Below are 25,667 nucleotides of genomic sequence, written 5' to 3'. Positions count from 1 at the left end.
TTTGCGGTGCTGGGCGAATCCCGCTTCTTGGTCGGCGGCCAGGGCCAGGGTGTGTTGCTTCATCTTTGTCGCCTTGTGAGGGATGACAATACCAATGCAAGTCACGCGCCAGGTCGGGACTTATTCAGCGTTGCCTTAACCGCCAAAAATGCATTGCCCGGCAAGGGTTTGCTGTACGACAAGCTCAGCAGGCGAGTTCGCTGCCGGTCGGCATCTTCGACACTGAAATACCCTGCAGACAGCGCCCCCGCCTGCCCCAACGAGAAGCTGCTGCTCAGCTGAGTACTGCGCCGATTCAGAGCCAGATTAGCCGTGTCGTAATGGCTCAAATCGGCATAGCCCTGGCTGCGTACAGTGTGCTGCACACCAAAACCCAGAAGACGTCCGTTGTACTGGTAGCCCAGATTCACCTGCCGGCCTGATTGGCCGCGCACCTGGCTCTGGCTCCAGGCACTATTGAGCACGCCCCAAGTCCCCAGTGCCTGCACCCCACCAATCCCCAACACCACCAACGAAGAGGCCATTTCGGCCCGACTTTCCAGTGTGAAGGTGTCACTCAAGCCCACCCGGTAAGCACCACTGGCTACGGCGGGGCCATAGGCAAAACTCTGGATACCGTAAGCACGCCGCAATGACCCCACCGCCAGGCTGTAGTCGTTGATGCCTTTTTTCAGCAGCGTATTGGCCACATAAAACGGCACCGTCGTCACCACCTGTCGCCCCAATGCATCGGTCGTGACTACAGATGCTTCTCCTGCCCCGTTGATATACGGAATGGCGTTGAGCGTGAACGGCCCTGGCTGCACGGTTTCGCTGCCTGCCTTGTAGCCATTGATAAACAGGTCCACCGCCGAGGGCACAGCCGCCTGACCCAAAAACTGCGGCAGCGGATACGTCACCAGGTCAGGCCGTATGGCAAAGTTGCGCGCTATCTGAAACCCTCCCATCCGCACGGCACTGCCCCAAGACAGAGGGGCAGCAATCAAATCCCCGGCGGTGTAGGTGCGGATACGCTCGGTATCTGAATAAGTCCAGCGGGTGTCGTAGCGCATATAGCCTTTGCCCGTTGTCTGCGCGCCGTAGCGGTACACCCCCGTATTGGACAAGGTGCCCCACCTACTGAACACCCGCTGTTCACTCAGCAAGGATGCCTGGGTAGCGCTGCGCTCAGGATTACTGGCGTAAAGATCGTAGTTAAGCAGTCCGCCTGTGCTGCTCTGGGCAGAAAAAGAGTTGATGGCCGTGCTCCCCAGCTCCTGCGAAGGCAACCAGTCGGTGGGCACCGTAAGTTTCAGACGCTGTCCTATGCTGTCGTACTGCAGGGCAACACCAAGGATCTGGTCCGCGGCCACCAGCGCACCAGGGCTCGCTTCGGTTCGGACATTCAAAGATTGCAACACGGCAGCTCGGACAAAATAGTGACCATCGCGCACCACCACCGGCACCACCTGGCCACTGGCACGCTCATTGACTACCAGCTCCAAAAACAAGGTGATCTGTACCGGTGCGATACGGCTTGGTGCAGGCGGGAGCGGCTGGCCATAGGTGCTTGGCACCGCCATCGCCAGCCACACCGGCACGGCACCCACACCAACCTTGCTCCAAAAACGGCGCCATACAAATCCAGCGGAGCTGGATGGATGGCGATTGAACACGCGCATTTAGCGGGATGGCAGTTGCATCGGTGCCTCGCCACCGTTGACCTTGGCTTCTGGTGCATAGCCTGGTGGCGGTGGCGCAGACAGCAACCAACGCATTTCAGAATTGGCAAGCACGTAACCTAGCAGGCCAGGATTTATCACCACCGGCGGCCCTGGCCCCACCCACTGCACAGCCACTATGCGCGCATGGGCCGGACCGCTGTTGCGAACCACCAGGTACTGCGCATTACCTTCGCGCACCGCTCGCCAGGTCAGCGCGGGCTGCGCAGCAGTTGCCGGATCACGGGGTTTGTCCGCGCGGGGCTTGGTCCACACGCCTTTACCGTTGACAAACAGCGGAATCGAATAACGAATTTGCAATTTCACGCCCATGGCACCGCCACCAAGGCTGCCGTCGGGTGGCGGACCATTGGAAACATCGGTTTCTGGCAGCTCATCTACCAGCACCCGGTAAGCCAGCTCCTTACCAGCGGGAACCGGTGCCGTATGCATCAACCGGATCAGTTGGCGCTGGCCTGCCGGTATGACCGCCAAAGGCGGGCTGGCAATGAGTTCATCCTGGTTTTCGAAGTTTTCGGCAGTACCCGACTGGCTCCAGCCAAACACGCGTATCTGCAGCGAAACGTTGTCGCTGGCACGGTTCTCCAACCACAAGGCAGTTGCCTGTTGGCCATCTTCAATAATCGGATCTACCGGCCAGATCATTACAGAGCTGGCAGCATGTCCAAGCTGGCTAGCCTGCAAGACACATAAACCGGCCACCGCGCAAGCCCTACGCCCACCCTTTGTGCTCAATATGTTGTACATACCCAAGCCTCCATAAAGTCTGTGCGGTTTACCAAGAAAAAACCACCTGCACCGTGTCGCTGTATTGGCCGCCAGGCAACCCGCCACTGGGCCATGTGGCCACACCGTAGACCGGCAGCGTCATGGCACCCGCACTGGTATCAACGGAAACACCTACACCGGGCTGGAATGGCGTGGACATGCTGGAGGAGATATACAGCGCATAGGGCAGGTAACTGTTAGCACCCATCTTCAGCCGGCGCTGGGAACCCAGTACATGCAGCCCGCCATCCATCGTGACCATTACCGCAGCCCCCGGTGTGCACTGCACCTGGGCCATGCTGCCGCCGCTAGCAGTCAGCGATGCCGACATGGTGCCGGACGCGGCCGCAGAATGGGTACCAAAGTCCAGCATACCGAAGCCCACCCCCGCCGTCTGGGTGGTGTTACCTACCACCAGGCAACCGGGCAGGACCGTGGCATTCACCGCAAAGCTGGCCGTGGTGGGAATGGGTGTCGCAGCCAAAGCCATTGACGCACCCCATCCTGCCAACGCAAAGAAAAGCAGGCAACGCATACGGCACTCCTTGTGGTTCATGGCAAAAACCACTCAACCTACCTTGCCACGGATGCTATGCATTCTGAAGTGGGTGGAGGCAATGGCCATGGGCTACCAAGTCAGCGTTACTTGCAACACATCCACATAGGTACCGCTAGTCATGGCGCTAGAACTCGTCTTGTTGATGCGGCCAAATACCGGCAAGGCCACCGGAGCCCCTGTACCGGGCAGCACCACGCCCAGCGACGAGACATTCACGGGGTATGCCGTGGTCAACGCAACATCGCTGTACACCTCATATGGCAAATAAGAGGTGCTCAGCTTCATGGCGCGAGAGCCCGCGCCCACACTGCCACCCTGGCCTGCGTTGTTCCCCCCGTTGACCGATACCGAAATGGCGGTAATGTCTGGCGAGCAGGTAATCTGCGTCGCACCCGCACCGCCTGCGCCACCGCTGGCAGATGCAATCAACACTCCGGTGAAGGTGCCAGGCTGCGCACCGAAGTCCAGCGCGCCAAAATTGACACCCGTAGCACCCGCACCTGGCGCACCCGTGATGTAGCAACTGGACTGCAAAACCATTTGCACGTTGAGCTGACCGGCCAGGCTACCAGCAGCCTGTGCGCCCACACTTGCCATACCCAAGCCCAAAGCGAAAGCGGCAACAGCGAGGTGATTACGAGTTTTCATGGTCATTTCTCCATCCAGTAGGGCGAGGTCTTCGTCCTCGTCTGCCGCAGAGCGCTTGGTACAAGCTGGGGATCTTTGGCAGAGTGTGTTTTCAACGGGAAGCAAACTGGGTACTTTGCTCCGGGCCTACGACCTTTGCGAGATCGATGGGCGGATTCTGGGTGGAGGGGGGCAAAAGATCGTGACGCAACTGTGAACAGGCCACAGAGAGCCTGCGGGCAATGGCCTATGATTTTGAATTTCGCAAAAGCACCGTCTCCATGAACGAACTACAAAGCCTGTCGGCCCTCGGCCTGGAGCTACCCAGCCCAGCGTATCTAGTGGGCGTGGTGCTGTTCAGCCTCATCGGCTTTGTGGCCTACCGGCGGGGGCGCAGCAGCAAGCGCAGCATGCTCACCTGGACCGGCGTGGCGCTGATGCTCTACCCCTATGCGGTACCGCAAACTTGGTTGCTGTGGGTGGTAGGTGCGGCGCTGAGCGGCTGGCTGTACTTGCGGTGGAACTAGGTCGGTTCGGGTGCATACTAAAAGTGTTTTGCAACCTCTGAAAAATAACGCCATGGCCGACGAGAACCCCACCCCTGCATACCAAGAAATCAAGCCCCGCTTTGGCCGTTTGCTGAGCGTGTGCGTGATTGCCGTACTGTTTTGTGGCGGGCTGGTGTGGTTTGCAGGCACCTACCTGCTGGACTGCTGCGGGCCCTGATCGGCATCCCATGAACATCACCTCCTCCACCTCCGCGATTGCGTTCTCTGGCCTGCAGGCGGCACAAACCCGGTTGCAAGCCTCGGCCCACAACGTAGCCAATAGCCAAACCGAGGGGTTTCGCCCCCTGCAGGTGGACCAAAGCACGCAATCTGGCGGCGGTGTCAGCACCCAGGTAGAGCGGTCCAGCCAGCCCAGCCCGGGGCTGGAAGGCGACGTGGTCGCCCAGTTGCAGGCCAAAAACGCGTTTCTCGCCAACCTGAGCGTGTTCAAAACCAACGATGCGATGCTGGGAACGCTGCTGAACGCACAAGCCTGAAGCTCCCCAAAACCCGTGGAACCCCGCCCCGACGACCTCTCTACCAGCCAGGCGCTGGTCATCGACAGCCATGCCACCTCCCGCTCCATCCTGGTGGCACAGCTGCGGGAGTTTGGCGTGGGCAAGGTGGTGCAGTGCATCAACACCACCACCGCGCGCAAATTGCTGGAACAAGAGCGCTTTGACGTAGTGCTGTGCGAACACGCGTTTGAAAGCCGGGGGTTTTCCGGGCAAGACCTGGTGGACGACCTGCGGCGCAACCAGTTGCTGCCGTTTTCCACTGTCTTCATCATGGTCACGGCCGAGGCCACCTATGCCAAAGTGGTCGATGCCGCCGAGTCGGCGCTGGACGGCTATCTGCTCAAGCCGCACAGCGCCAACAGCCTGGGCGAACGGCTCTACCAGGCCCGCACCCGCAAGCTGTCGCTACGCGAGATCTTTGAAGCCATCGACAGCGGCAACTTTGACCACGCTGCCCGCTTATGCCTGCAGCGCTTTGCCTCCAAAGGCCCGTTCTGGCTGTATGCGGCACGCATGGCGGCCGACCTGCTGCTGCGCACCGGCCAGTTTGAACAAGCCCAGACCTTGTTCAACGCCGTGATTGCGACCAAACCCATGCTCTGGGCCCAGTTGGGCATCGCCCGCACCCTATTGGAAAGCGGCCAGACCGCCAAAGCCACCAGTGCTCTGGAAAAACTGCTGGTCGAGCACCCGGACTACGCCGATGCCTACGACATGCTAGGCCGGGCCCAGTTTGAGCTGGGCAAATACCCGCTGGCCCTGGAGGCCTACCAAAACGCCGCCCAGCTCTCGCCCCACTCCATCACCCGGGCGCAAAACTTCGGCCTGCTGATGACCTACGTGGGCGACCGTAAACAGGCCGAACTGCTGCTGGAGCGCACGGTGCGTATGGGCTTGGACTCCAAAATGCTGGACTGCCAGGCGCTGGTGCTGCTGGCGTTTTTGCGGCTGGAGTCCGGCGACAAAAAAGCCTTGCTACGCTGCCAGGAAGAATTCAAACGCGTCGCCGCCCGCAGCACCGACACCCTGCGCACAGAGCGCCACGCGGCCACCATTAGTGCACTGGTGCTGGTACAAGAGCAGCAGTTCCCTGCGGCAGTCGAAGCCGTCAAGGCACTGGCCGAACAGCTCACCGCACCCGAATTTGACTTTGAGGCCGCCGCCAACCTGCTGGCCCTGGCCTGTGCGCTGGCGCAGCGCAAGGTATTCATCGACAAGATCGAGGCCGTGATCGACACGCTGGGCATGCGCTTTTGCACCACCCGACCCTTGAGCGAGCTGCTCATCACCTCGGCCGCAGCCCACCCCGCCCACGCCGAGCGCATCCGCGCCTGCAACACCCACATCACCCAGATCACCGAAAGCGCGATGTCGCTGAGCCTGCACGGCAACCCGCAGGGCGCGGTAGACAACCTGCTGATCCCCGGCCAGACCACACTGAACGCCCGGCTGATCGACACCGCTTTTCTGGTGCTGCAACGCTACGGCGACACCATGGACGACGGTGCCAGCCTGCGGGCCCGCGTGCAAGACCTGCGCACCCGCTTTGCCCCGGCCCACAGCCGCTCGGTACTGGGCGACCTCAAACGGCCGGCAGGCGCGCTGATGCTGCGCACCGGGGGCGGCACCAAGGCGCGCGCCCTGCCCGGCTGGCAGCCCGCCGAGCCACCCGTGCCGCGCCATGCATTTCTGCCCCCGAGCCTCTTGCCTTCCGATCCACTTTGAACTTCTTTTGACGATGTCCTGGCACGCCCAACTTGACCTGAACTACCGCCTTGAAGCCGCCCGCAGCGTGGCCCGCCACCAGCACAAAGGCCCGCTCCGTATTCTGCAAAGCCTGTACCCCGAAGGCGATACCATTTGCCACAACGTGCTGGTGCACCCGCCTGGCGGACTGGTCGGCGGCGACACGTTGGACATCACCGTACAGGTGGAGCCCGGTGCCCACGGCCTGATCACCACGCCCGGCGCAACGCGGTTTTACCGCTCGGCAGGCGAACTGGCGCTGCAAAACACCCAAATCCGGGTCGCCGCAGGTGGGCGGCTGGAATGGCTACCCACCGAGGCAATTTGCTACCACCAGTGCCATGCCGAAAACCGCGTGCGCTTTGCGCTGGAGCCGGGGGCGGAGTTGATGGGTTGGGACGTGACCGCATTCGGCCTGCCGCAAGCCAACCAGCCATTTGCCCAGGGCCAGTATGTGCAGCACCTGGAGCTGCCCGGCGTGTGGCTGGAGCGGGGCCGTATCGATGCCTTGGACACCCGGCTGATGGACAGCCCGCTGGGCCTGGCTGGCCACAAGTGCATGGCCTCAATCTTCTTTTTAGCGGGCAGCAAGCTGGACAAGCACCGACAGTCGGCTGCGCTGGATGTGGCCCGGCAAGTGATCGACGGGCACAGCCTGCACCACACCGCCGGAGCCACCAGCCCGGACGGCCAGGTGGTGGTGGTGCGGGTGCTGGCCCCCCTGGTCGAGCCCGCGATGGACCTTATCAAACAGGTATGGGCGGCATGGCGGGCGCACTTCTGGGGCCTGTCTGCCACCCGCCCACGCATCTGGGCAATGTAGCCAAAATTATGTATGAAATAGGCCTCTAGCGCATATACCGCCTACGCTAGTAGCTATCAAAAGTCTAGCCCGCACCCACCAGCATTTGCACAAACATTTGTAGCTTGGTGTTGGTTTCGGTGCCCAGCGCGGTGAACTCCAGGCCCGCCAGCAGATGGCCATCTTCGTGCTTGGCCTTCATTACGCGGGCGTAGATGTCGGTCACCGGGTATTCGACCAGGGTCATGTCGAAGTTCAGCTTCACGTCGAAACCCACCTCGATCGGCAGGTCCAGTTCCAGCAGCACGCCGTGGTAGCCGATGTCCAGGATGTGGGCCTTGATGGCGTTGGGCAGCACGGTGGTGCCTTCCAGAATCTGCAGGCTGCAGGGGATGCGCACCTCGGCCCGGTGGCTGCGGCGAAACTCCTGGCGCGGCACCTTCAGGTGCATGCTGGGGATGGCGATCAGCTCGCGCACCTTCACCGGCACCAGCTTGCCCGCCACAAACACCTCCACCGGCTCGGTGGCCGACACCGTGCCGTGGCAGCGCTGGTAGGTGTTCTCGCTGATCAGCACCTGGCCGCGCAGGCTGAAGGATTCGATGCGCGAGGCCAGGCTGACCTGGTTGCCGATCACCGTGTACTGCGAAAACGCCTCCGAGCCAAACCGGCCCGCTATCACCGTGCCAGTGTTCAGGCCAATGCCCATGAACAGCTCGGGCATGCGGCCACGCTGGTACTGGTCGTTCAGCAGGCGCATGGCCAGTTGCATCTCCACCGCGCAGGCCATGGCGCGCATCACATCGTCGGGCCGCTCCACGGGAGCGCCAAACAGCACGGTCATGGAGTCGCCGGTGAACTTGTCGATCACGCCCTGGTAGCGGTAGATGACCTCGCTCATGCGCTCCAGGCACAGGTTGAGCATGGTCACGATGGTGCCCGCAGGCTGGGTGGCGGTGAGCGCAATGAAGCCGCGCAGATCGGCCACCAGAATGGTCACCTCGCGGTTCACCACCGGCAGGTTGGCGGTGTCCGGGCCACCCAGCGCCGCATCCACAATCGCCGCCAGCTCGGCCTCAACTGCGGGCGACACCGGCGAGCCGGTTTCTCGCGCCAGCAGCGCCTGCAGGCGACTGCGCGCCTCCATCCTCGGATCAGTTTTCATGCGGTCTGCGTTCCATGTGATTGTTGGGTTGGAGAATAGGGTGGCACCCGATTATGGTCAAGATGCAACACCCTGTAACCCGCTCAGTGCCCAGCGACCCCGTCGGCCTTGAACATCGCCTTGATACCGCGCACCGCCTGGCGGATACGGGCCTCGTTTTCGATCAGGGCAAAGCGCACGTGGCCGTCGCCATGGTCGCCAAAGCCGATGCCGGGCGACACCGACACCTTGGCCTTGGCCAGCAGCTGCGTCGCAAACTCCAGCGAGCCCAGCGCCGCGTAATGCTCTGGGATACGCGCCCAGATGTACATGCTGGCCTTGGGGCAATCGACCTGCCAACCGGCCTCCATCAGGCCCTTGTAGAGCACGTCGCGGCGGCTTTGGTAGGTGGCGGCGATCTCGGCCACGCAGCTCTGGTCGCCCTCCAACGCGGCAATGGCGGCCACCTGCAGCGGGGTGAAGGTGCCGTAATCGTGGTAGCTCTTGATGCGCGCCAGGGCCGCTACCAGGTCGGGGTTGCCCACCATGAAGCCGATGCGCCAGCCCGCCATGTTGTAGCTCTTGCTCAAGGTGAAGAATTCCACCGCAATGTCCTTGGCACCCGGCACCTGCATGATGCTGGGGGCCTTCCAGCCGTCGAAGGTGATGTCGGCATAGGCCAGGTCGTGCACCACAAAGATGTCGTGCTTTTTGGCCAGGGCAATCACTTTCTCGAAGAACGGCAGCTCCACGCATTGCGCAGTGGGGTTACTGGGGAAGCCCAGCACCATCATCTTGGGTTTGGGGTAGCTGCCGCGGATGGCTTTTTCCAGCTCGCCAAAGAAGTCCACGCCCTCGGCCATGGGCACGCTGCGGATGTCTGCCCCGGCAATCACCGCGCCATAGATGTGGATGGGGTAGCTGGGGTCGGGCACCAGCACGGTATCGCCGCGGTCCAGCGTGGCCAGCATCAGGTGGGCCAGGCCCTCCTTGGAGCCGATGGTGACGATGGCCTCGCTGTCGGGGTCGATGTCTACCGCATACCGGTCTTTGTACCACTTGCTGATGGCCCGGCGCAGGCGCGGAATGCCCTTGCTGGCCGAATAACCGTGGGTGTCGGGCCGTTGCGCGACCTCGGTGAGCTTGGCAACGATGTGCGCTGGGGTGGCCCCGTCGGGGTTGCCCATGCTCATGTCGATGATGTCTTCGCCACGGCGGCGCGCGGCCAGCTTGAGTTCGGCCGTGATGTTAAAGACGTAGGGGGGAAGCCGGTCAATGCGCGCGAAGCGGCGCTTGCCTGCGGAGGATGCAGCCATGTTGATAAATCTCACGTAAGCGCCCGGAACCGTCCGAGCGACGTGGCCTGCCGATGTGGACAAGCCCGGTGAGATGGTATCAGGCGCTGAGGTTGACTAACTGCCCTGTAGCCTGCCCTTGCGCATTCACTACGGGCGGCAGCAGCAGCGATGCCGACGGCGGGTCGGCATACAGCCGGGACACCACGCTCGGACCTAGCGTGCGGGGTTCGTTGCTAGCTCCGCGCTGGGTTTGCACGTAATTAGCGACCAGTTGGTTGCTGCGCTCGGCCAGGCTGCGGGCGTTGTCCTGGCTGACCTGGGCGGTGCGGTCGGCACTGTCGGCCTGGCGGCGCAGGTCGTCGGCGGTGCTTTGGGCTTGCTCGGCATCGCGCCGGGCCTGGATGACCCGCGTTTTATCCACCGTGGCCGAGAGAGACGGTGCGGCACTGCTGTTGGCGGTGATGCTGACCATGGCGGGCCCTGCAGTGCAGGCTCAGGCAGTGGTGTTGACGATACGCCCGGTGGTTTGGCCCTGGCTGTTGACCACGGGTTTGGGCAGCTTGGTTTCTGTGACCTCGGTGGCCTTTTTCAGGTCGGCATCGTCTTGCCGGGCCGCGCGGTTTTGTGCCTGCTGGGCGGCATCCACGCGCTGCGGGGCTGGGGTCGGCTGTACGGTCTGCCGATAGACTGAAGAAACATCCATGTCGGGCTCCTGGGGTAGTTGCTTCATTCTAGGAGCGCACACGCCTGTATGCAATGACCTGGAACGCCGGGAACCTCCTTCCATGCTGCACAGATAGAATTTATAAAAAACAAGCCTCTCACGCTTGATTCACCTGCGCCAGCAGCTATCAAAACCATAGTTACCACCCCATGCCCACACCTCTCCCACTGCGCCACTTTTTACTTGCCTTGGCCGTGGTGGCCGTGTGGGGGAGCAACTTTGTGGTGATCAAGGTGGCGCTGGTGCACTTTCCACCGCTGTTTCTGGCAGCTTTGCGGTTTGCGCTGGCGCTGCTACCTGCGGTGCTGTTTCTGCCGCGCCCAGCAGCGTCGTGGGGCAACTTGGCGGCCTATGGTTTGTTGATTGGCGTAGGGCAGTTTGGCCTGCTGTACCTAGCCATGCAAGGGCATATTTCGCCAGGGTTGGCCTCACTGGTGGTGCAGGTGCAGGTGTTTTTCACCATCGGCCTGGCCATGCGCACCGCGCACGAGCGGGTGCAAACCTTCCAGTGGTGCGCGCTGTTGCTGGCGGTGGCGGGCATTGCGGTGATCGTGCTGCACACCGACGGCAGCACCACACCACTGGGACTGGCCATGGTGGTGGGCGCAGCGCTGTCGTGGGCGGGCGGCAACACGGCATCCAAGCAAGCAGGCAAGGTCAACATGCTGGCCTACGTGGTCTGGTCCAGCGCATTTGCCGTGCCGCCTTTGCTGCTGCTATCGCTGGTGTTTGAGGGCGCGGATGCCTGGCGCACCGCCGTCACCCACGCCGATCTGCCCAGTTGGCTGGCGCTGGCCTGGCAGGCCTGGGGCAACAGCCTGTTTGGCTACGCCGCCTGGGGCTGGCTGCTGGCCCGCCACCCGGCGGCGACCATCACGCCCACGGCTTTGCTGGTGCCGGTGTTTGGCATGGGCGCATCGGCCTGGTGGCTGGGCGAGCCGCTACCCGCGTGGAAGCTGGTGGCGGCAGCCTTGGTAATGCTGGGACTGGTGCTGAACCTGCTGTGGCCGCAATTACGGCCCCGTCTGCAAGCCCGGTAAATTTATATAAAAATGGCCTCTAGCGCTTATTACACCTACGGTGGCAGCTATCAAATACATAGTAATTTGGATTAAGCCGCCGGTGTGGATGCACGCACGGTGTTTTCTGCCGCCCAGGCCCAGGCCTGGCTCGACAACTCCAGCACGCGAGCGGCGCTGGTAAAGCCATCGGCGGCGGCGCTGGCTTCGCTGGCGGTCTGGTTTTCTACGTCCAGCGCAGTGCGCAGGTAAACAAACCAAGGGCCGGACTGCGACAGCAGGGCTTGCGCACCCTCAGGTGGCAGGCTCAGGGTGGACACCACTTCAGCAGGGGCCATTTTCAGAATCAGGCCCAGCATGGAAGCCAGACCCAGGGTAAAGAAGCGGCCCGGCTCGGATTCGCCGCGTTCCATGGCCAGCAGCTCGACCAGCCGCGCGCGCCACAGCGCCACCTCTTGCAGGGCCGACGACAACTGGCGGCTGCCCGCAAACTGCATCAGCATCAGCGACAACCAGCGGTGCAGGTCGTTACGGCCCAGCAGCATCACCGCCTGGTCGATGCTGGAGATGCCACCCAGGTGCGCGTAGCTGGCGCTGTTCATGCGCTGCAGCAGCCGCACCGACACGCCGATGTCGCCCTTGATGTCGCCCACGATGACCGCCGTGTCGGCTCCCGCAGCCAGCTTGCTGATCAGCAGCGCCACGCGGCCCGCTTCGGGTGCCAGCGGCCCGGCCTGGGCCAGGGTGGTGGCCATGTCCGAAGCCGTCAGGCTGCCGCTGGCCAGCCGCACGCCGCCTTGCAAGGCGCGCTCCAGGTCTTCCACGCTGGCCATATCGGTGGCAATAAAAGGAATATTCGTCAAGCCCGCAGGCGGTGCCTTGACGGCGGCGATGAGCCCGGTCACCGCCTCGGGCGTGCCAGGCCGGACCAACAAAAAGTCAGGGTTGGAGCCCATGGACTGCCCGGCTCCCCAGGCCAGTTTGGCCCCCACCGCGCGAAACTCGGCCACTTTGGCCGCCACGCCGAACATTGCCTCGGACGACAAAGGTGCCGCCGCCGCATCAAACTCCACCCCAATCACCGTGCCCGCGTCATTTTTAGGCACCCCCGCCAGCGCCAGCCAGGCGGCCGGCAGGCGCGCAAAGCCGATGCGCCCATCCATGGCCACCAGCCGCGCAGCGACCAGCACCGCCGCCACGTGCGCCGCCTGCGCCACCGGGTCAGCCCCCATGGCCAGCGCACGCAGCGCCGCGTCATCGATACGAAACTCAAACCCCGCCACCTGCCCATTCGCCCCCATCAGGGGCCGCCGTGCCGCCAAGGCGACGGGTGTGGGACGCGAGGGTGGGATGGCAGGTGCCGGAGCAGCCGCGACAGCGGGCTTGCTGGCGACGGGCTGCGGACGGGTGCTGCGAACGCTGGGTTGGGGAGCAGGAGCCGGAATACCACCAAACAGTTTGGACAGCACACGTTGGAAAAAAGAGGTCATGGGCTTGGAACTTTGTCCACAAAGAGGTTGAGGAAAGCAATACGTCTGACTTTATCGCCTTCTACCTCGATTTGTATGATTTTGTTACATCGAAACGACTCAGCGCCCACCATCAGACAGAACGCACCGCTTCCAGAACCACCGACAGAACTGCCTGCGCCAGCCTAGCGGTGCGCCTAGATCGCCACCAGATTGCGTACGCCGTTGGCTTCCATGTCCTTGCCCAGGCCGCGGGCGATGAACTCACCGCGTTCCATCACCAGGTAGTCGTCGGCCAACTCTTGCGCAAAGTCGTAGTACTGCTCCACCAGCAAAATCGCCATGTCGCCGCGGTCGGCCAGCATGCGGATGACGCGGCCGATGTCTTTGATGATGCTGGGCTGGATGCCTTCGGTGGGTTCGTCCAGGATCAGCAGTTTCGGCCCCGCCGCCAGCGCGCGGGCAATCGCCAACTGCTGCTGCTGTCCGCCCGACAAGTCGCCGCCACGCCGGTTGATCATTTGCTTGAGCACCGGGAACAGCGTGAACAGCTCGGCCGGAATCGGCGTGCTGGCGCTCTTGTAGGCCATGCCCATGCGCAGGTTTTCTTCCACTGTCAGGCGGGCAAAAATCTCACGACCCTGTGGCACAAAGCCCACGCCCGCCCGGGCGCGTTCATACGGCGTGAAGCCCTGGATCGGTTTGCCGTCGAGCGCAATGGTGCCGGTCTTGATCTGCACCAGGCCCATCAGCGACTTGAGCAGCGTGGTCTTGCCCACGCCATTGCGGCCCAGCAGCACGGTGACCTTGCCCAGGCTGCATTGCAGGCTGACATCGCGCAGGATGTGCGAGCCGCCATAGTATTGGTTAACATTCTTTACATTCAGCATGGTTAGCGGCCCAAATAGACGTCAATCACCCGTTCGTCGGCCTGCACCTGGTCCAACGTGCCTTGCGCCAGCACGGAGCCGTCGCACAGCACGGTGACGATCTCGCTGATGGTGCGGATGAAGCTCATGTCGTGCTCCACCACCATCAGCGAATGCTTACCCTTGAGCGTCAAGAACAGCTCGGCGGTGCGGGCCGTTTCCTCGTCGGTCATACCGGCCACGGGCTCGTCCAGCAGCAGCAGCTTGGGGTCTTGCATCAGCAGCATGCCGATCTCCAGCCACTGCTTTTGCCCGTGGCTGAGGTTGCCGGCCTGGCGCGTCACGCTGTCGGCCAAATGGATGGTGACCAGCATCTCGGCCAGCTTGTCGCTCTGCGCCGAATCCAGCTTGAACAGCATGGACGACTTGACGCTTTTGTTCATTTTCAGCGCCAGCTCCAGGTTCTCGAACACGCTGAGCTGCTCGAACACCGTGGGCTTTTGGAACTTGCGGCCAATGCCCAACTGGGCGATTTGCGGCTCGTTGTGGCGCAGCAAATCGATGGTGCTACCGAAAAAAACCGTACCCGAATTGGGCCGGGTCTTGCCGGTGATGATGTCCATCATCGTGGTCTTGCCCGCACCATTGGGGCCGATGATGCAGCGCAGCTCGCCGGGCGCAATGTCCAGCGACAGGCCGTTGATGGCCTTGAAGCCGTCAAAGCTCACATGCACGTCTTCCAGGTACAAGATGCGGCCATGGGACACATCCACCTCGCCGGGCGTGTGCACCCGCGAGAAACCGGCTTCGCGGCCACCGGACTCGGTGTTGCCCGACACATAGGCAGGCTCCTTGGCTTCCAGGCGGCGCGCGCCCTCTTCCATCAGATCGGGGGTCATGCTTTGGCTCCCTTTAATTTCTTCACCAAACCAACAACCCCATCAGGTAAGAACAAGGTCACCGCAATAAACAAGGCACCCAAAAAGTACAGCCAGAACTCGGGGTAGGCCACGGTAAGCCAGCTCTTGGCCCCGTTGACGATGAAGGCACCCAAAATCGGCCCGATCAGCGTGGCACGCCCACCCACCGCCGCCCACACCGCAATCTCGATCGAGTTGGCCGGGCTCATTTCGCTGGGGTTGATGATGCCGACCTGGGTCACGTACAGGGCACCGGCCACACCGCACATCACGGCCGAAATCACCCAGATGCTGAGCTTGTAGCCCAGGGGCGAATAGCCCGAGAACATGACCCGGGTTTCAGCATCGCGGATGGCTTGCAGCACGCGGCCATATTTGCTGCCGACCAGCCATTTGGCAAACAAGAAGAAACCCAGCAGCGTCAAGCCCGTCAGCACAAACAAGAACATGCGCATCGAGGTGGTAGCCATGGGCACGCCCAGGATGCGTTTGAAGTCGGTAAAGCCGTTGTTGCCGCCAAAGCCGGTTTCGTTGCGGAAGAACAGCAACATGGCGGCAAAGGTCATGGCCTGGGTGATGATGGAAAAATACACGCCTTTGATCCGCGAGCGGAAGGCAAAGAAGCCAAAAATCAACGCCACCAGGCCGGGGGCAAACACCACCAGAAACAGTGTGGCACCGAAGCTGCCGCTCAGCGCCCAGTGCCAGGGCAGTTCTTTCCACGACAGGAAGACCATGAAATCGGGCAGGTCGCTTTTGTAGTTGCCGTCGTGGCCGATTTGGCGCATCAGGTACATGCCCATGGCATAGCCGCCCAGCGCGAAAAACATGCCGTGGCCCAGGCTCAAAATGCCGGTGTAGCCCCAGATCAGGTCCATGGCTAGGGCGGCAATGGCGTAGCACATGATCTTGCCGACCAGGCCAATGGCGTAGTCGCTCATGTGCCAAACGCTGTCGGCGGGCACCACCAGGTTCAGCAGCGGTGCCACTGCGCAGACCACGATCAGCGCCACGATGAAACTGCTCCAGCCGGTGCGGGTCAACAGCGGGCCTTTGGTTGGTAAATTAACTTTGCTCATGCTTCTGCACTCCGGCCCTTCATGGCGAAAATTCCTTGGGGGCGCTTCTGGATGAAGATGATGATCAACACCAGCACGGCAATCTTGGCCAGCACCGCGCCGGTCCAGCCTTCCAGAAACTTGTTCAAAATGCCCAGGCCCATGGCGGCGTAGACGGTGCCCGCCAGTTGGCCCACGCCGCCCAGCACCACCACCATGAACGCGTCCACGATGTAGCCCTGGCCCAGGTCGGGGCCGACGTTGCCCACCTGGCTCAGGGCGCATCCGGCCAGCCCGGCAATGCCGGAGCCGAGTGCAAATGCGTAGGTGTCGATACGCGCGGTGTTGACACCCATGCACGAGGCGATGGGGCGGTTTTGCGTGACCCCGCGCACAAACAGGCCCAGCCGGGTTTTACCGATCAGCCAGCCTACACCCAGCAGCACCGCCACCGCAAACGCGATGATCACCAGCCGGTTGTAAGGCAGCGACAGATTCGCCATCACCTGCAGTCCGCCGCTCATCCACACCGGGTTTTCCACGCCGACGTTTTGCGCGCCAAACAGGCTGCGCACGCCCTGCTGCAGCATCAGGCTGATACCCCAGGTGGCCAGCAAAGTCTCCAGCGGGCGGCCGTACAGAAAGCGCAGCACGCTGCGTTCCAGCGCTGCGCCCACCAGGGCCGATGCCAGGAACGACACCGGCACGGCGGCCAGCAGATACCAGTCAAAGGCACCTGGCAAATACTTGAGAAAGACGGTTTGCACCAGATAGGTGGCATAGGCACCGATCATCATCAGCTCGCCGTGGGCCATGTTGATCACGCCCATCAGCCCGTAGGTGATGGCCAGGCCCAGAGCCACCAGCAGCAGGATGGAGCCCAAGCTGATGCCGCTGAAGATGGCGCCCAGCTTGTCGCCCCAGGCCAGCGAGGCCTCGACCTTGGCCAGAGCGGCGTTCAGGGCCACCTTTACATCGGCATCGGGCTCGGTGGTCAGGCGCGCCAGCAGCACGGTCTTGGTGCTGGGGTTGCCGCTGTCGGCCAGGGTTTTGCCGGCTTCCAGACGGCGGGCCTTGTCGGTGCTGTTGAGCAGCAAGGCTCCGCGCAGCAGGCCCAACTGGTCTTTGATAGCGGGCACCGTTTCGGCGGCGAAGGCCTTTTCCACCAGCGCCAGCTTGTTCTCGTCGGGCTCGGCCAGCAGGGTCTTGACCGCCGCGGCACGCAGCTTGTCGTCTTTGGAAAACAGCTTGACGGCGGCCAGCGCATTGTCCAGCTCGCCGCGCATTTGGTTGTTGTTGATGATGTCTTCGGCATCCGCGGGCAGCGCCACATCGGCACCCGTGATCGGGTCTACCGCCTTGTCGCCCTGCACCACAAAAACCTTGTCGCCCAGGGTTTTGACCTGGTCGTCGGAGAGGGCCTGGATGAAGGCGACGGTCTTGTCGTCGGCGCTGACCACGGCCTTGTTCAACGCCTCGATGCGCGTCTCGGTTTCGCCAATGGCCAAGCCTTTTACCTCGTCAGCGCTCAGTGCATAAGCGTGACCAGCTACCAAAAGCGTAGCAGCAAAGAATAGTCGTCGAATCAACATGGAGCGGCCTGTTGGTTGAGCATGGAAGCGATACCAGATCTGTATGCAAATAGTGTTCCAGCAGGCCCCGCCTGCCGAAAAAAAAGCGCCACTCGCCCAAAGCAAGAGGCGCCCGGAGAAAAAATAAGGAGGTGCCCGTTGAACGTCAAACGAAACACCCCACCCTCAAGCCAAGCACGCACCCTCTCTTTCCAGGGATACCGCAGAACTGGCTTTGCCAGGCTGCTGGTATCGCCCCCTGCAAGGGGGTTGGCGAAAGAAGCGAAGCTCTGTAGCCTGGGGGTGTACTAATCCTTTTACTTCTTCACGGGTTCGTCAGGCTTGCCAGCGTTGCCTTCGATGTACGGGCTCCATGGCACGGCCTTGACTGGGCCGGGTGTCTTCCAGACCACGTTGAACTGGCCGTCGGCCTTGATTTCGCCGATGAACACCGACTTGTGCAGGTGGTGGTTCTTGGCATCCATTTCAGACACGATGCCCGAGGGTGCGTTGAACTTCTGGCCGGCCATGGCAGCGATCACCTTGTCGGTGTCGGTGCTGTTGGCCTTCTTCACGGCCTGGGCCCACATGTTGATACCGATGTAGGTAGCTTCCATCGGGTCGTTGGTCAAAGGCTTGTCGGCGCCGGGCAGGTTTTTGGCCTTGGCGTAGGTCGACCACTTCTTGATGAACTCGGTGTTGGCCGGGCTCTTGATGCTCATGAAGTAGTTCCAGGCGGCCAAGTGGCCCACCAGCGGCTTGGTGTCGACCCCGCGCAGCTCTTCTTCACCCACCGAGAAGGCAACCACGGGCACGTCCTTGGCCTTCAGGCCGGCGTTGCCCAGTTCCTTGTAGAACGGCACGTTGGAGTCACCATTGATGGTGGACACCACGGCGGTCTTGCCACCGGCCGAGAACTTCTTGATGTCAGCCACGATGGTTTGGTAATCGCTATGGCCAAACGGGGTGTACTTCTCGTCGATGTCGGCCTCTTTCACGCCCTTGCTCAGCAGGTAGGCGCGCAGAATTTTGTTGGTGGTGCGGGGGTACACATAGTCGGTGCCCAGCAGGACCCAACGCTTGGCACCGCCACCGGCCTTGCTCATCAAATAGTCCACCGCGGGGATGGCTTGCTGGTTAGGCGCAGCACCCGTGTAGAACACGTTCTTGGACAGCTCTTCACCCTCGTACTGCACAGGGTAGAACAGCAGGCCGTTCATTTCTTCCACGACCGGCAGCACCGACTTGCGCGACACCGAGGTCCAGCAGCCGAAGATCACGGAAACCTTGTCCTGGCCCAGCAGCTGCTTGGTCTTTTCGGCGAACAGCGGCCAGTTGGACGCGGGGTCCACCACCACGGGTTCCAGCTTCTTGCCCAGCAGGCCGCCCTTGGCATTGATTTCGTCAATCGCCATCAGCACGGTGTCTTTCAACACGGTTTCCGAAATGGCCATCGTGCCCGACAGGCTGTGCAGCACACCGACCTTGATGGTGTCGGCCGCAAAAGCAGGCACCACGGACAGGGAGGCCAGGGCGACAGCGGCGGTAATCGCCTTGAGAGTAAATCGACGTTGCATGTGTGCTTCTCCAGAAAGTAAATGAACCCGGCTCGCCGCGGTATGCCGGTACAGGCTTTGTGCGGCGATGGGTGGACTTTAGGGGCGGCCCGCCGATGCGGGAATACGCCGGGTGGCGTATGGGGCATGATCTCTTGCAGTTCAACTCTCAACCGGAGTCCCCATGCAATTCGAAAAAGGCGGTCTGTGGCGCAATTGGGTCGGCAACCAGTCGTGCATTGCGCGCTACAAAGGCGCGCCCACGTCCGAAGACCAGTTGTGTGAGATGGTGGCCGAGGCGGATCGGCGCGACTTGAACCTGCGGGTGGCGGGCTCGGGCCACAGCTTCACGCCGGTGGTGGGCACCGGCGGGCTGCTGCTCTCGCTGGCGCAGATGCAGGGCGTGCACAGCTTTGACGATGCAAAAAAGCAGGTCACGGTGGCGGCAGGCACGCGCATCCACGACCTGGCGATTACGCTCAAGGCGCACGGTTTTTCGCTGGTGAACCAGGGCGACATCGACTCGCAAGCGGTGGCGGGCGCGTTCACCACCGGCACCCACGGCACCGGTGCCACGCTGGGCTGCCTGGCCACCTCGATTGCCGGGCTGCGGCTGGTGCAGGCCGATGGCAGCGTGCTGGTGGTGGATGGATCGGACCAGGATCTGCTGCACGCCGCCCAGGTCTCGGTGGGCACGCTGGGGGTGATTTCCGAGCTGACGCTGCAGGTCACCGATGCCTACCACCTGCACGAGCACGTGTGGCGCGACGACTTCGAAACCTGCATGGCCCGCCACGATGAGCTGGCCGCCACGCACCGGCATTTCGGCTTCTTCTGGTGCCCCACGCCGCACAGCCGCCAGCTGTACTGCCTGGCCGACACGGCGGATGCCCCGCGGACCACCACCACGAAAACCGCCGACGTGTGCGAGATGAAGGTGATCGACACCACCGACCGCCCGGCACTGGACACGCCGTTTGAAAAAATCGCCTACTCGTCCGAGATCTACCCCATCGAGTACGTGCCCAACTTCCACGAGCTGGAATACGCCGTGCCGGTACAGCACGGCAAAGAGGCGGTGCGCGCCGTGCGCGAGTTGATGCTGAGCAAGCACACGAACTGCATCTTCCCCATCGAATACCGCTTCACCGCAGGCGACCCGGCCTGGATCAGCCCGTTCCACCAGCAGGACAGCATCACGCTGTCGGTGTCCGGCCAGCCGGGCGTGGACTACTGGGATTATTTGCGCGATGTGGATGCCATCTTGCGCCGGTTTGGCTCGCGTCCGCACTGGGGCAAGATGCATTTTCTGGACACCGACGACGTGACCGCGCTGTACCCGCGCGCCGCCGATTTCCGGGCCTTGCGGCGCAAGCTGGACCCGCAAGGGCGCTTTCTGAACGACCATGTGCGGGCCTTGCTGGGTTAAGCACGAAATAGGCCTCTAGCGCATATTTCATCTACGCTAGTAGCTACTTATTTAATAGCAATTACATTACTGTCGCACCGCTTCCACCTGCACCACCAAATGCACATTCTTGGGCAGACCCAGGCTGACACCCAGGTCCATGCCGTAGTCGGTACGGTCGATGGTGGTCTCGAAACTGCCGCTGCACACCTCAGGCTCTGGCGCGGCAGGTGCCCGGCAGGCAAAATGGTTTACGTGCAGCACCACCGGCAGCGTCTTGCCCAGCAGGGTCAGGTTGCCCACCACATCGGTCAGGGTCTCGCCGCTGAACACAAACTGGTCGCCCAGAAAATGGATGCTGGGGTACTGGCTGGCGTTGAACAGCTCGGTGCTGACCAAAATGGAATCAATGAAAGCCATGCCCGAGCGGACCGATGCGGCCTCAATGCTGACATCGGCCAGCCCGGTTTTGGCTTCCATGTCCAGCTGGATGCTGCCCGTGTGCCGCTCAAACCGCCCGCTGCTGATACTGCCCAGCTCGTAGGTAGTACTGGTGCGCACCGGGTCGATGCTGTAGGTAGCCGCCTGGGCGCTGGCCGATGCTGTAAACAGCGAGGCAGCCACCCAGCACAAAGATAAAAAGCCAGCGTGTGCCATGGGTTCAGAGAGCCAGCACGCGGATCTGCACCAGCTGCCGGGTGTCGGCGGCGGCTTCGCTGCTGTAGCTGCCGGGTTGAGCTTGCCCGCCCCCGGTAGCAGCCACCGTGACCCACTGGCCCAAGGGCGCGCTGACGGTGGTGGCAAGCTGGCCGCGGGCCTGGCTGGGGAGTTCGGCGTTACCGGTCGGGGCCTGCAGGCTGGAGGATTCCACGGCGATGGTGATGCGCACCGGCTGGCGGGCACCGGGCCAGCGCGGCTGCACGGCCATACTCTGGCCCGCCTGCATCCACACCATGCCGTAGCTGACACCGCTGCCGTCACGGCCCGAGCCCACCGCCTGCACAAAGCGGATCGGCACATTTTGGCCCATGGCCAAGGTGGCTTTTTCGCCGTTGCGCACCTGGATGCGCTGGGGAGTCAGCGGCATGGTGGCGGGCTGGGTGCTGACGGTGTTGGCATCCGCTTCGCTGATCTGCCGCAGCTCCACCACCAGATCGCGCGGGGGCAACTGGGCCTGCACAGGCAGTGTGGACAGCAGCCCCAGGGCGGCCGCTGCAAGGAGCGTGAATGCAGTGTTTGGCATGCCGCACATTGTTCCACGCCATCGCAAACAGCGTCTGGCGCGTTAAAGATCTAAGAGCGCAGAGACAGGGGTTTTACACGCCACTTCCCGGCCTTACCCCGTACGCCACTGCCTATATTGATTCCAAGGGCAGCGTACCCATTTAGAGATAAGAAGGACCTATATGCACACGCTCATGGGCAACACACACGGTGACCAAGGCAGCCATCTGCTGCTGGAGGTGGACTTCAAGTGGCTGATGGCGGGCCAAGGCTATACCGTGGACCCGGAACGCCTGCTGCGCGACCCCGCCTATGCCGACACCTGCCTGCAATGTGCCCAGCGCTCCCGCTGCACCGCGCTGCAAGCCTGCGCTTTGAACCTGCGCGAGGTGCTGGCGCAGACCGTCCATTAACGCGTCTGCTGGCCCGCCAAACGCAGGGCCAGTACGCTCAATGCGTCGTAGGCCGTTCCGGCTTCTGCATTCCAGGCTTTCACGGCTACCGCCTGGCGAGCGATGGCGGCGGTGTCGCCCCGGGCGGCCGGGCCGGTCAGGGCGGCAGCAGGCCCCAGCGTGGTGATGTTGTGCACCGCGTGGGCCAGCAGCGTGGCGCGCAGATCGGGAATCAGCTCGGCGGGCACACCGGCGCTGCGCCACGCGTCCTCGGCCACGCTTTGCAGCACCGGCATGAAGTTGGTGGCAAACACGGCCGCCGCGTGGTAGAGCAGTTTTTGCTCAGAGGCCACGCTGAAACAGCGCGCGCCGATGTCGGTGTAGGCAGCCCGCAGCAGGCCGCAGGCGCGGGTATGGCCTTCCAGCGCGCAGGCGGTGCCGGGGAACTGGGCCACGGCGGCCTCCACCGAGGCAAAACTCAAAATGCAGTGCGCGCTGGCCGTCTGCCAGCCCAGGGTCACCAGCGGTGCCAGTTGCGCGCTGCCCAGCGCCCCGCTGCAGTGGAAAGCCACGGTTTGCGCACTCAGGGCGGACGATGCGGCAAACGCGGTGGCCAGCCCTTGCACCACCTGGGGCAACTGCGTGTCGGGCACGGCCAGCATCCACACATCGGCCGGTCGCATGGCTTGCAATGCCTCTATCGGACGGCCCGCGCCGATGGCAGCACAGGCAGCCCGCGCACTGGCCGGGCTGCTGGTCAGCACGTCTTGCACCGCAAACGTGCCCTGCTGCTGCCAGAGCCATGCCAGCGTTTGGCCCACACGGCCAGCGCCTACCAAGTTGAGTGTTTTCAAAGGAGTCGCTTTCTGTAGTTGAACGGGCGCAATCCATTTTGCCAAAGATACCGCCACCCGCTCCACACTCTGCTTTTGATAGCTACCCATGCAGGTAGAACCTACGCTAGCGGCCCATTTCCCTTAAAAACACCGGCACGCGCAGAACTGGCATAGTCGTTGCAATACCACTGCCAACACTTCAACGCCATGCCCACCCACACCCCACCCGACCCCGGCCTGCAAGCGAAAGCGCTGGTCGAAAAATTTCTGCAAACCATCATGGTGCCCGACCCCGAAGGGGCCCGCGCCTTCACCGCGCCCGACCTGCGCATCCGCTTCACCGGCGGCCGTGAGATGCGCGACCCGGCCGAATGCAGCCGCTTCAACGCCAGCCGCTACGCCTGGGTAAAAAAGCGCTTTGAGCAGACCGACGTGGTGGCCGGGGCCACCGAGGCCGAGGCCATCGTCTACAACATCGGTACCTTGTATGGCGCCTGGCCCGACGGCACGCTGTTCGAGGGCAACCGCTATGTCGACCGCTACGTGGTGCGCCACGGCCTGATCGTGCAGATGGACGTGTGGAACGACAGCGCCGAATGGCTGCTGCAGCGCGCAGGCCTGGTGCCATGAGCCTGGCCACCTCCACCTGTGGCATGGTCACCAGCCCCCACGGCCCGGCCACCGAAGCCGGGCTGGCCATACTGGCCCAGGGCGGCAACGCCATCGAGGCGGTAATTGCCACGGCGGCCAGCCTGTGCGTCACCTACCCGCATTTTTGCGGCCTGGGCGGCGATGCCTTCATGCTGATCGCCGACGCGCACGGCCAGGTGCACAGCCTGTCGGGCATCGGCCAGGCCGCCCAAAAACTACCCACCTACCAGGGCAGCATCCCCACACGCGGCCCGCAGGCCATGCTGACCAGCGCGGCGGCGGTAGACGTGTGGGCCCAGGCCTTTGCCATCAGCCGCGACGAGTGGGCAGGCAAAGAGAGCTGGGCCGGGCTGCTCACCCCCGCCATCAGCCTGGCGCGTGACGGCTTTGCCATCTCGGAATCCGAGCGCTTCTGGCTGCAGTTCCGCCAGCCCGAGGCCAGCGCGCTGCCCGGTGTCTACGCCCACTTTTTGGTCGATGGTGCCCTGCCCGCGCCGCAGCAAAGGCGCCACCAACCCGCCCTGGCCGCCACGCTGGAGACCCTGGCCCTGCGTGGCCCGCGCGACTTCTATGAGGGCCAGCTCGCCGCCACTATTGCCCAAGGCCTGGCCCAGGCCGGTTCACCCCTGACCGCCGCTGACCTGGCCCAGACCCGCGCCCGCGCTGAAGTCCCGCTCCAGCTGCCCTACCGCGACGGCACCCTGGTGGCCCACCGCCCGCCCACGCAAGGCATCACCACGCTGGAGATCATGGGCATCCTGGACCGGTTCGACCTGCACAACATCGCCGAGGGCAGTGCCGACTACTACCACCTGCTGGTCGAAGCCGTGAAGCGCGCCTTCATCGACCGCAACCGCCTCATTGCCGACCCCGACCACACCGATGTGCCCGTGGAGCGCCTGCTGTCCCCCGCCCACCTGGACCAACTCGCCGCCTCCATCCGCATGGACCAGGCCCTGCCCTGGCCGCACAATTTTCAAACCGGCGACACCGTCTTCCTGGCCGCCGCCGACCGCCAGGGCAACGCCGTCTCCATGCTGGCCACCACCTACTTCGACTGGGGCAGCGGTGTGGTGGTGGGCGACACCGGCCTGCTGTGGCACAACCGGGGCGCGGCCTTCTCGCTGGACCCGCAGCACCCCAACTGCCTCGCCCCCGGCAAGCGCCCCTTCCACACCCTGAACCCCGGCATGTACCTGCACAACGGCAAGCCCGCCATCCTGTACGGCACCCAGGGTGCCGACGGCCAGCCGCAAACCCTGGCCGCCATCCTGACCCGCATGATCGATTACGGCATGGACCCGTACACGGCATTAGCCCGCCCGCGCTTTCTACTGGGCAAAACCTTCTCCGACGCGCGCGATTCGCTCAAGCTGGAAGAGGACGTACCCGCCGAAGTCTTCGCCGACCTGGCCCGCCGCGGCCACGCCCTCAGCCCCCTGCCCGCCCACAGCCCGCTGATGGGGCACCCGGGGGCGATCTGCATCGACCCGGCCACCGGCGTGATGACCGGCGCACACGATCCGCGCAGCGATGGGCGGGCGATGGGGTTGTGAGGGGTGGCGGTCAAATGCTACTTTTTTAGTAGCTGCTTAAGCTTATGGAATAAGCGCAAGATGCATAAATAACATGTTGGATTACAAGCCATCCTTTAAATCGAAATCTGACCTTGCCAGCGAAAAACGCATCCCTTTCGGAGTGGTTCAATACAAGTAAGGGGAATGACGAAGAAGACATCCCGAAATACTTGGATACCCAGATGCTGCCAAGAATTTCAAAAACTCACGTGAACCTAAGGGGTAGACGCGTCTTTATTGGGACTTTCACGTTTTTGGCTGACACATCTACCCACCTCTACTTCTATTTCTAGAACCCCGCCAGCCGCCCGCAATGCCCGCCATTCACATCCACATCGAGCAGGCGGATGCGCTCAGGCAGCATGGCCACCGCCCGCATCGTCACCATCGTCCGCAAACCGCTGCTGCATTTCCTCCAGCGTCGGCATGCCCGCCTTTTGCAGGCCCAGGCACAGGCCCATGGCGCGCAGGATGTTGAAGAGCGAGGCGACCGTCACATCCTCGCCGCGCTCCAGCTTGTGGAGCACGGTACGGCTGCGCCCGGCCTTGCTGGCGACGGCGACCGCCGAGAGCTTGTGCGCCTCTCGGTACTGGGCGATGGCCTTGCCAAGGTCTGCAGGGAGTCTTAATTTGTCCATGACCGTGAACATTTAATATTTCTA

General features: G+C 62.8%; 28 protein-coding genes. 10 read left to right on the top strand and 18 right to left on the bottom strand.

Annotated elements, in window-relative coordinates; translation table 11 throughout:
- Nucleotides 1-101: 101 nt before the first annotated feature.
- The 4 genes from Q0T48_RS12675 to Q0T48_RS12660 form a co-directional block, all read right to left on the bottom strand.
- A complete protein-coding gene (locus Q0T48_RS12675; protein ID WP_295956866.1) occupies nucleotides 102-1,661 on the bottom strand; it encodes a fimbria/pilus outer membrane usher protein in 1,560 nt (519 codons plus the stop codon).
- Nucleotides 1,662-2,366 carry a molecular chaperone gene (locus tag Q0T48_RS12670; RefSeq protein WP_295956863.1) on the bottom strand — a complete coding sequence of 235 codons (705 nt, stop codon included), beginning with the start codon at nucleotides 2,364-2,366 and terminating at the stop codon, nucleotides 1,662-1,664.
- 130 nt (nucleotides 2,367-2,496) lie between these two features.
- Entirely contained in the window at nucleotides 2,497-3,024 is a 528-nt protein-coding gene (locus Q0T48_RS12665; RefSeq protein ID WP_295956861.1) for a spore coat U domain-containing protein, read from the bottom strand.
- Between the two features lie 93 nt (nucleotides 3,025-3,117).
- Nucleotides 3,118-3,696, bottom strand: a complete 579-nt coding sequence (locus Q0T48_RS12660) for a spore coat protein U domain-containing protein (protein ID WP_295956859.1) — start codon at nucleotides 3,694-3,696, stop codon at nucleotides 3,118-3,120.
- A gap of 260 nt (nucleotides 3,697-3,956) precedes the next feature.
- Between Q0T48_RS12660 and Q0T48_RS12655 the strand changes: the two genes are divergently transcribed.
- The 5 genes from Q0T48_RS12655 to Q0T48_RS12635 are packed head-to-tail and all read left to right on the top strand — an operon-like array spanning nucleotide 3,957 to nucleotide 7,310.
- A complete protein-coding gene (locus tag Q0T48_RS12655) occupies nucleotides 3,957-4,202 on the top strand; it encodes a hypothetical protein (protein ID WP_295956857.1) in 246 nt (81 codons plus the stop codon).
- Between the two features lie 52 nt (nucleotides 4,203-4,254).
- Entirely contained in the window at nucleotides 4,255-4,401 is a 147-nt protein-coding gene (locus Q0T48_RS12650; protein WP_295956856.1) for a hypothetical protein, read from the top strand.
- 10 nt (nucleotides 4,402-4,411) lie between these two features.
- Nucleotides 4,412-4,720 carry a flagellar basal body protein gene (locus Q0T48_RS12645; RefSeq protein WP_295956854.1) on the top strand — a complete coding sequence of 103 codons (309 nt, stop codon included), beginning with the start codon at nucleotides 4,412-4,414 and terminating at the stop codon, nucleotides 4,718-4,720.
- 15 nt (nucleotides 4,721-4,735) lie between these two features.
- Nucleotides 4,736-6,466 carry a tetratricopeptide repeat protein gene (locus Q0T48_RS12640; RefSeq protein ID WP_295956852.1) on the top strand — a complete coding sequence of 577 codons (1,731 nt, stop codon included), beginning with the start codon at nucleotides 4,736-4,738 and terminating at the stop codon, nucleotides 6,464-6,466.
- Nucleotides 6,467-6,479: 13 nt separating this feature from the next.
- Nucleotides 6,480-7,310: an urease accessory protein UreD gene (locus tag Q0T48_RS12635; RefSeq protein ID WP_295956851.1), complete on the top strand. Its 831-nt coding sequence runs from the start codon at nucleotides 6,480-6,482 to the stop codon at nucleotides 7,308-7,310.
- 64 nt (nucleotides 7,311-7,374) lie between these two features.
- Here Q0T48_RS12635 and Q0T48_RS12630 read toward each other — a convergent pair whose 3' ends face one another.
- The 4 genes from Q0T48_RS12630 to Q0T48_RS12615 form a co-directional block, all read right to left on the bottom strand.
- A complete protein-coding gene (locus Q0T48_RS12630; protein ID WP_295956849.1) occupies nucleotides 7,375-8,454 on the bottom strand; it encodes an adenylate/guanylate cyclase domain-containing protein in 1,080 nt (359 codons plus the stop codon).
- An 83-nt stretch (nucleotides 8,455-8,537) separates the two neighbouring features.
- Complete coding sequence (gene alaC / locus Q0T48_RS12625; protein ID WP_295956847.1) at nucleotides 8,538-9,749, bottom strand: alanine transaminase; 1,212 nt, start codon at nucleotides 9,747-9,749, stop codon at nucleotides 8,538-8,540.
- Nucleotides 9,750-9,828: 79 nt separating this feature from the next.
- The gene (locus tag Q0T48_RS12620; protein ID WP_295956846.1) at nucleotides 9,829-10,203 is read right to left on the bottom strand and encodes a hypothetical protein; all 375 of its coding nucleotides are present in this window, start codon (nucleotides 10,201-10,203) and stop codon (nucleotides 9,829-9,831) included.
- Between the two features lie 21 nt (nucleotides 10,204-10,224).
- Nucleotides 10,225-10,434 carry a hypothetical protein gene (locus tag Q0T48_RS12615; protein ID WP_295956845.1) on the bottom strand — a complete coding sequence of 70 codons (210 nt, stop codon included), beginning with the start codon at nucleotides 10,432-10,434 and terminating at the stop codon, nucleotides 10,225-10,227.
- Between the two features lie 170 nt (nucleotides 10,435-10,604).
- On the opposite strand from Q0T48_RS12615, the gene Q0T48_RS12610 reads away from it, so the two are divergent.
- Nucleotides 10,605-11,495: an EamA family transporter gene (locus Q0T48_RS12610; RefSeq protein WP_295956844.1), complete on the top strand. Its 891-nt coding sequence runs from the start codon at nucleotides 10,605-10,607 to the stop codon at nucleotides 11,493-11,495.
- 71 nt (nucleotides 11,496-11,566) lie between these two features.
- On the opposite strand, the gene Q0T48_RS12605 is transcribed toward Q0T48_RS12610, so the two are convergent.
- The 6 genes from Q0T48_RS12605 to urtA all read right to left on the bottom strand — a co-directional run bounded on the left by Q0T48_RS12605 (nucleotide 11,567) and on the right by urtA (nucleotide 18,938).
- A complete protein-coding gene (locus Q0T48_RS12605) occupies nucleotides 11,567-12,964 on the bottom strand; it encodes an HDOD domain-containing protein (RefSeq protein WP_295956843.1) in 1,398 nt (465 codons plus the stop codon).
- A gap of 176 nt (nucleotides 12,965-13,140) precedes the next feature.
- Entirely contained in the window at nucleotides 13,141-13,833 is a 693-nt protein-coding gene (gene urtE / locus Q0T48_RS12600) for an urea ABC transporter ATP-binding subunit UrtE (protein WP_295956842.1), read from the bottom strand.
- Nucleotides 13,834-13,835: 2 nt separating this feature from the next.
- A complete protein-coding gene (urtD, locus tag Q0T48_RS12595; protein WP_295956841.1) occupies nucleotides 13,836-14,711 on the bottom strand; it encodes an urea ABC transporter ATP-binding protein UrtD in 876 nt (291 codons plus the stop codon).
- The gene (gene urtC / locus Q0T48_RS12590; RefSeq protein ID WP_295956840.1) at nucleotides 14,708-15,811 is read right to left on the bottom strand and encodes an urea ABC transporter permease subunit UrtC; all 1,104 of its coding nucleotides are present in this window, start codon (nucleotides 15,809-15,811) and stop codon (nucleotides 14,708-14,710) included. Before urtC ends, urtD begins: the two co-directional genes overlap by 4 nt.
- Nucleotides 15,808-17,382, bottom strand: a complete 1,575-nt coding sequence (gene urtB / locus Q0T48_RS12585; RefSeq protein WP_295956839.1) for an urea ABC transporter permease subunit UrtB — start codon at nucleotides 17,380-17,382, stop codon at nucleotides 15,808-15,810. The genes urtC and urtB overlap by 4 nt, the downstream gene beginning before the upstream one ends.
- Before the next feature lie 296 nt (nucleotides 17,383-17,678).
- On the bottom strand, nucleotides 17,679-18,938 hold the full coding sequence (gene urtA / locus Q0T48_RS12580; protein WP_295956838.1) for an urea ABC transporter substrate-binding protein: 1,260 nt from the start codon (nucleotides 18,936-18,938) through the stop codon (nucleotides 17,679-17,681).
- 163 nt (nucleotides 18,939-19,101) lie between these two features.
- Here urtA and Q0T48_RS12575 point away from each other — a divergent pair, with 163 nt between their 5' ends.
- Nucleotides 19,102-20,346: a D-arabinono-1,4-lactone oxidase gene (locus tag Q0T48_RS12575; protein WP_295956837.1), complete on the top strand. Its 1,245-nt coding sequence runs from the start codon at nucleotides 19,102-19,104 to the stop codon at nucleotides 20,344-20,346.
- Between the two features lie 66 nt (nucleotides 20,347-20,412).
- Here the strand turns inward: Q0T48_RS12575 and Q0T48_RS12570 are convergent, their stop codons facing one another.
- Nucleotides 20,413-20,982 (bottom strand): YceI family protein, encoded by a 570-nt coding sequence (locus Q0T48_RS12570; protein ID WP_295956836.1) that lies wholly within the window; start codon nucleotides 20,980-20,982, stop codon nucleotides 20,413-20,415.
- A gap of 4 nt (nucleotides 20,983-20,986) precedes the next feature.
- The gene (locus Q0T48_RS12565) at nucleotides 20,987-21,568 is read right to left on the bottom strand and encodes a hypothetical protein (protein ID WP_295956835.1); all 582 of its coding nucleotides are present in this window, start codon (nucleotides 21,566-21,568) and stop codon (nucleotides 20,987-20,989) included.
- A gap of 163 nt (nucleotides 21,569-21,731) precedes the next feature.
- On the opposite strand from Q0T48_RS12565, the gene Q0T48_RS12560 reads away from it, so the two are divergent.
- The gene (locus tag Q0T48_RS12560; protein ID WP_295956834.1) at nucleotides 21,732-21,962 is read left to right on the top strand and encodes a hypothetical protein; all 231 of its coding nucleotides are present in this window, start codon (nucleotides 21,732-21,734) and stop codon (nucleotides 21,960-21,962) included.
- Here Q0T48_RS12560 and Q0T48_RS12555 read toward each other — a convergent pair.
- A complete protein-coding gene (locus Q0T48_RS12555) occupies nucleotides 21,959-22,795 on the bottom strand; it encodes a Rossmann-like and DUF2520 domain-containing protein (RefSeq protein WP_295956833.1) in 837 nt (278 codons plus the stop codon). The two genes, Q0T48_RS12560 and Q0T48_RS12555, sit on opposite strands and share 4 nt — an antisense overlap.
- 189 nt (nucleotides 22,796-22,984) lie before the next feature.
- On the opposite strand from Q0T48_RS12555, the gene Q0T48_RS12550 reads away from it, so the two are divergent.
- Both Q0T48_RS12550 and Q0T48_RS12545 read left to right on the top strand, forming a co-directional pair.
- A complete protein-coding gene (locus Q0T48_RS12550; protein WP_295956832.1) occupies nucleotides 22,985-23,407 on the top strand; it encodes a nuclear transport factor 2 family protein in 423 nt (140 codons plus the stop codon).
- Nucleotides 23,404-24,984, top strand: coding sequence for a gamma-glutamyltransferase family protein (locus tag Q0T48_RS12545; protein ID WP_295956831.1), 1,581 nt, complete (start codon nucleotides 23,404-23,406; stop codon nucleotides 24,982-24,984). Before Q0T48_RS12550 ends, Q0T48_RS12545 begins: the two co-directional genes overlap by 4 nt.
- 374 nt (nucleotides 24,985-25,358) lie before the next feature.
- On the opposite strand, the gene Q0T48_RS12540 is transcribed toward Q0T48_RS12545, so the two are convergent.
- Nucleotides 25,359-25,655: a helix-turn-helix transcriptional regulator gene (locus Q0T48_RS12540; protein ID WP_295956830.1), complete on the bottom strand. Its 297-nt coding sequence runs from the start codon at nucleotides 25,653-25,655 to the stop codon at nucleotides 25,359-25,361.
- Between the last annotated feature and the right edge of the window lie 12 nt (nucleotides 25,656-25,667).

It is taken from the genome of Rhodoferax sp., assembly GCF_025354435.1.
Taxonomy (GTDB): Bacteria; Pseudomonadota; Gammaproteobacteria; order Burkholderiales; family Burkholderiaceae_C; genus Rhodoferax_B.
Note: the sequence above shows the minus strand (reverse complement) of the source record. Positions and strands in the feature narration are given on the sequence as shown.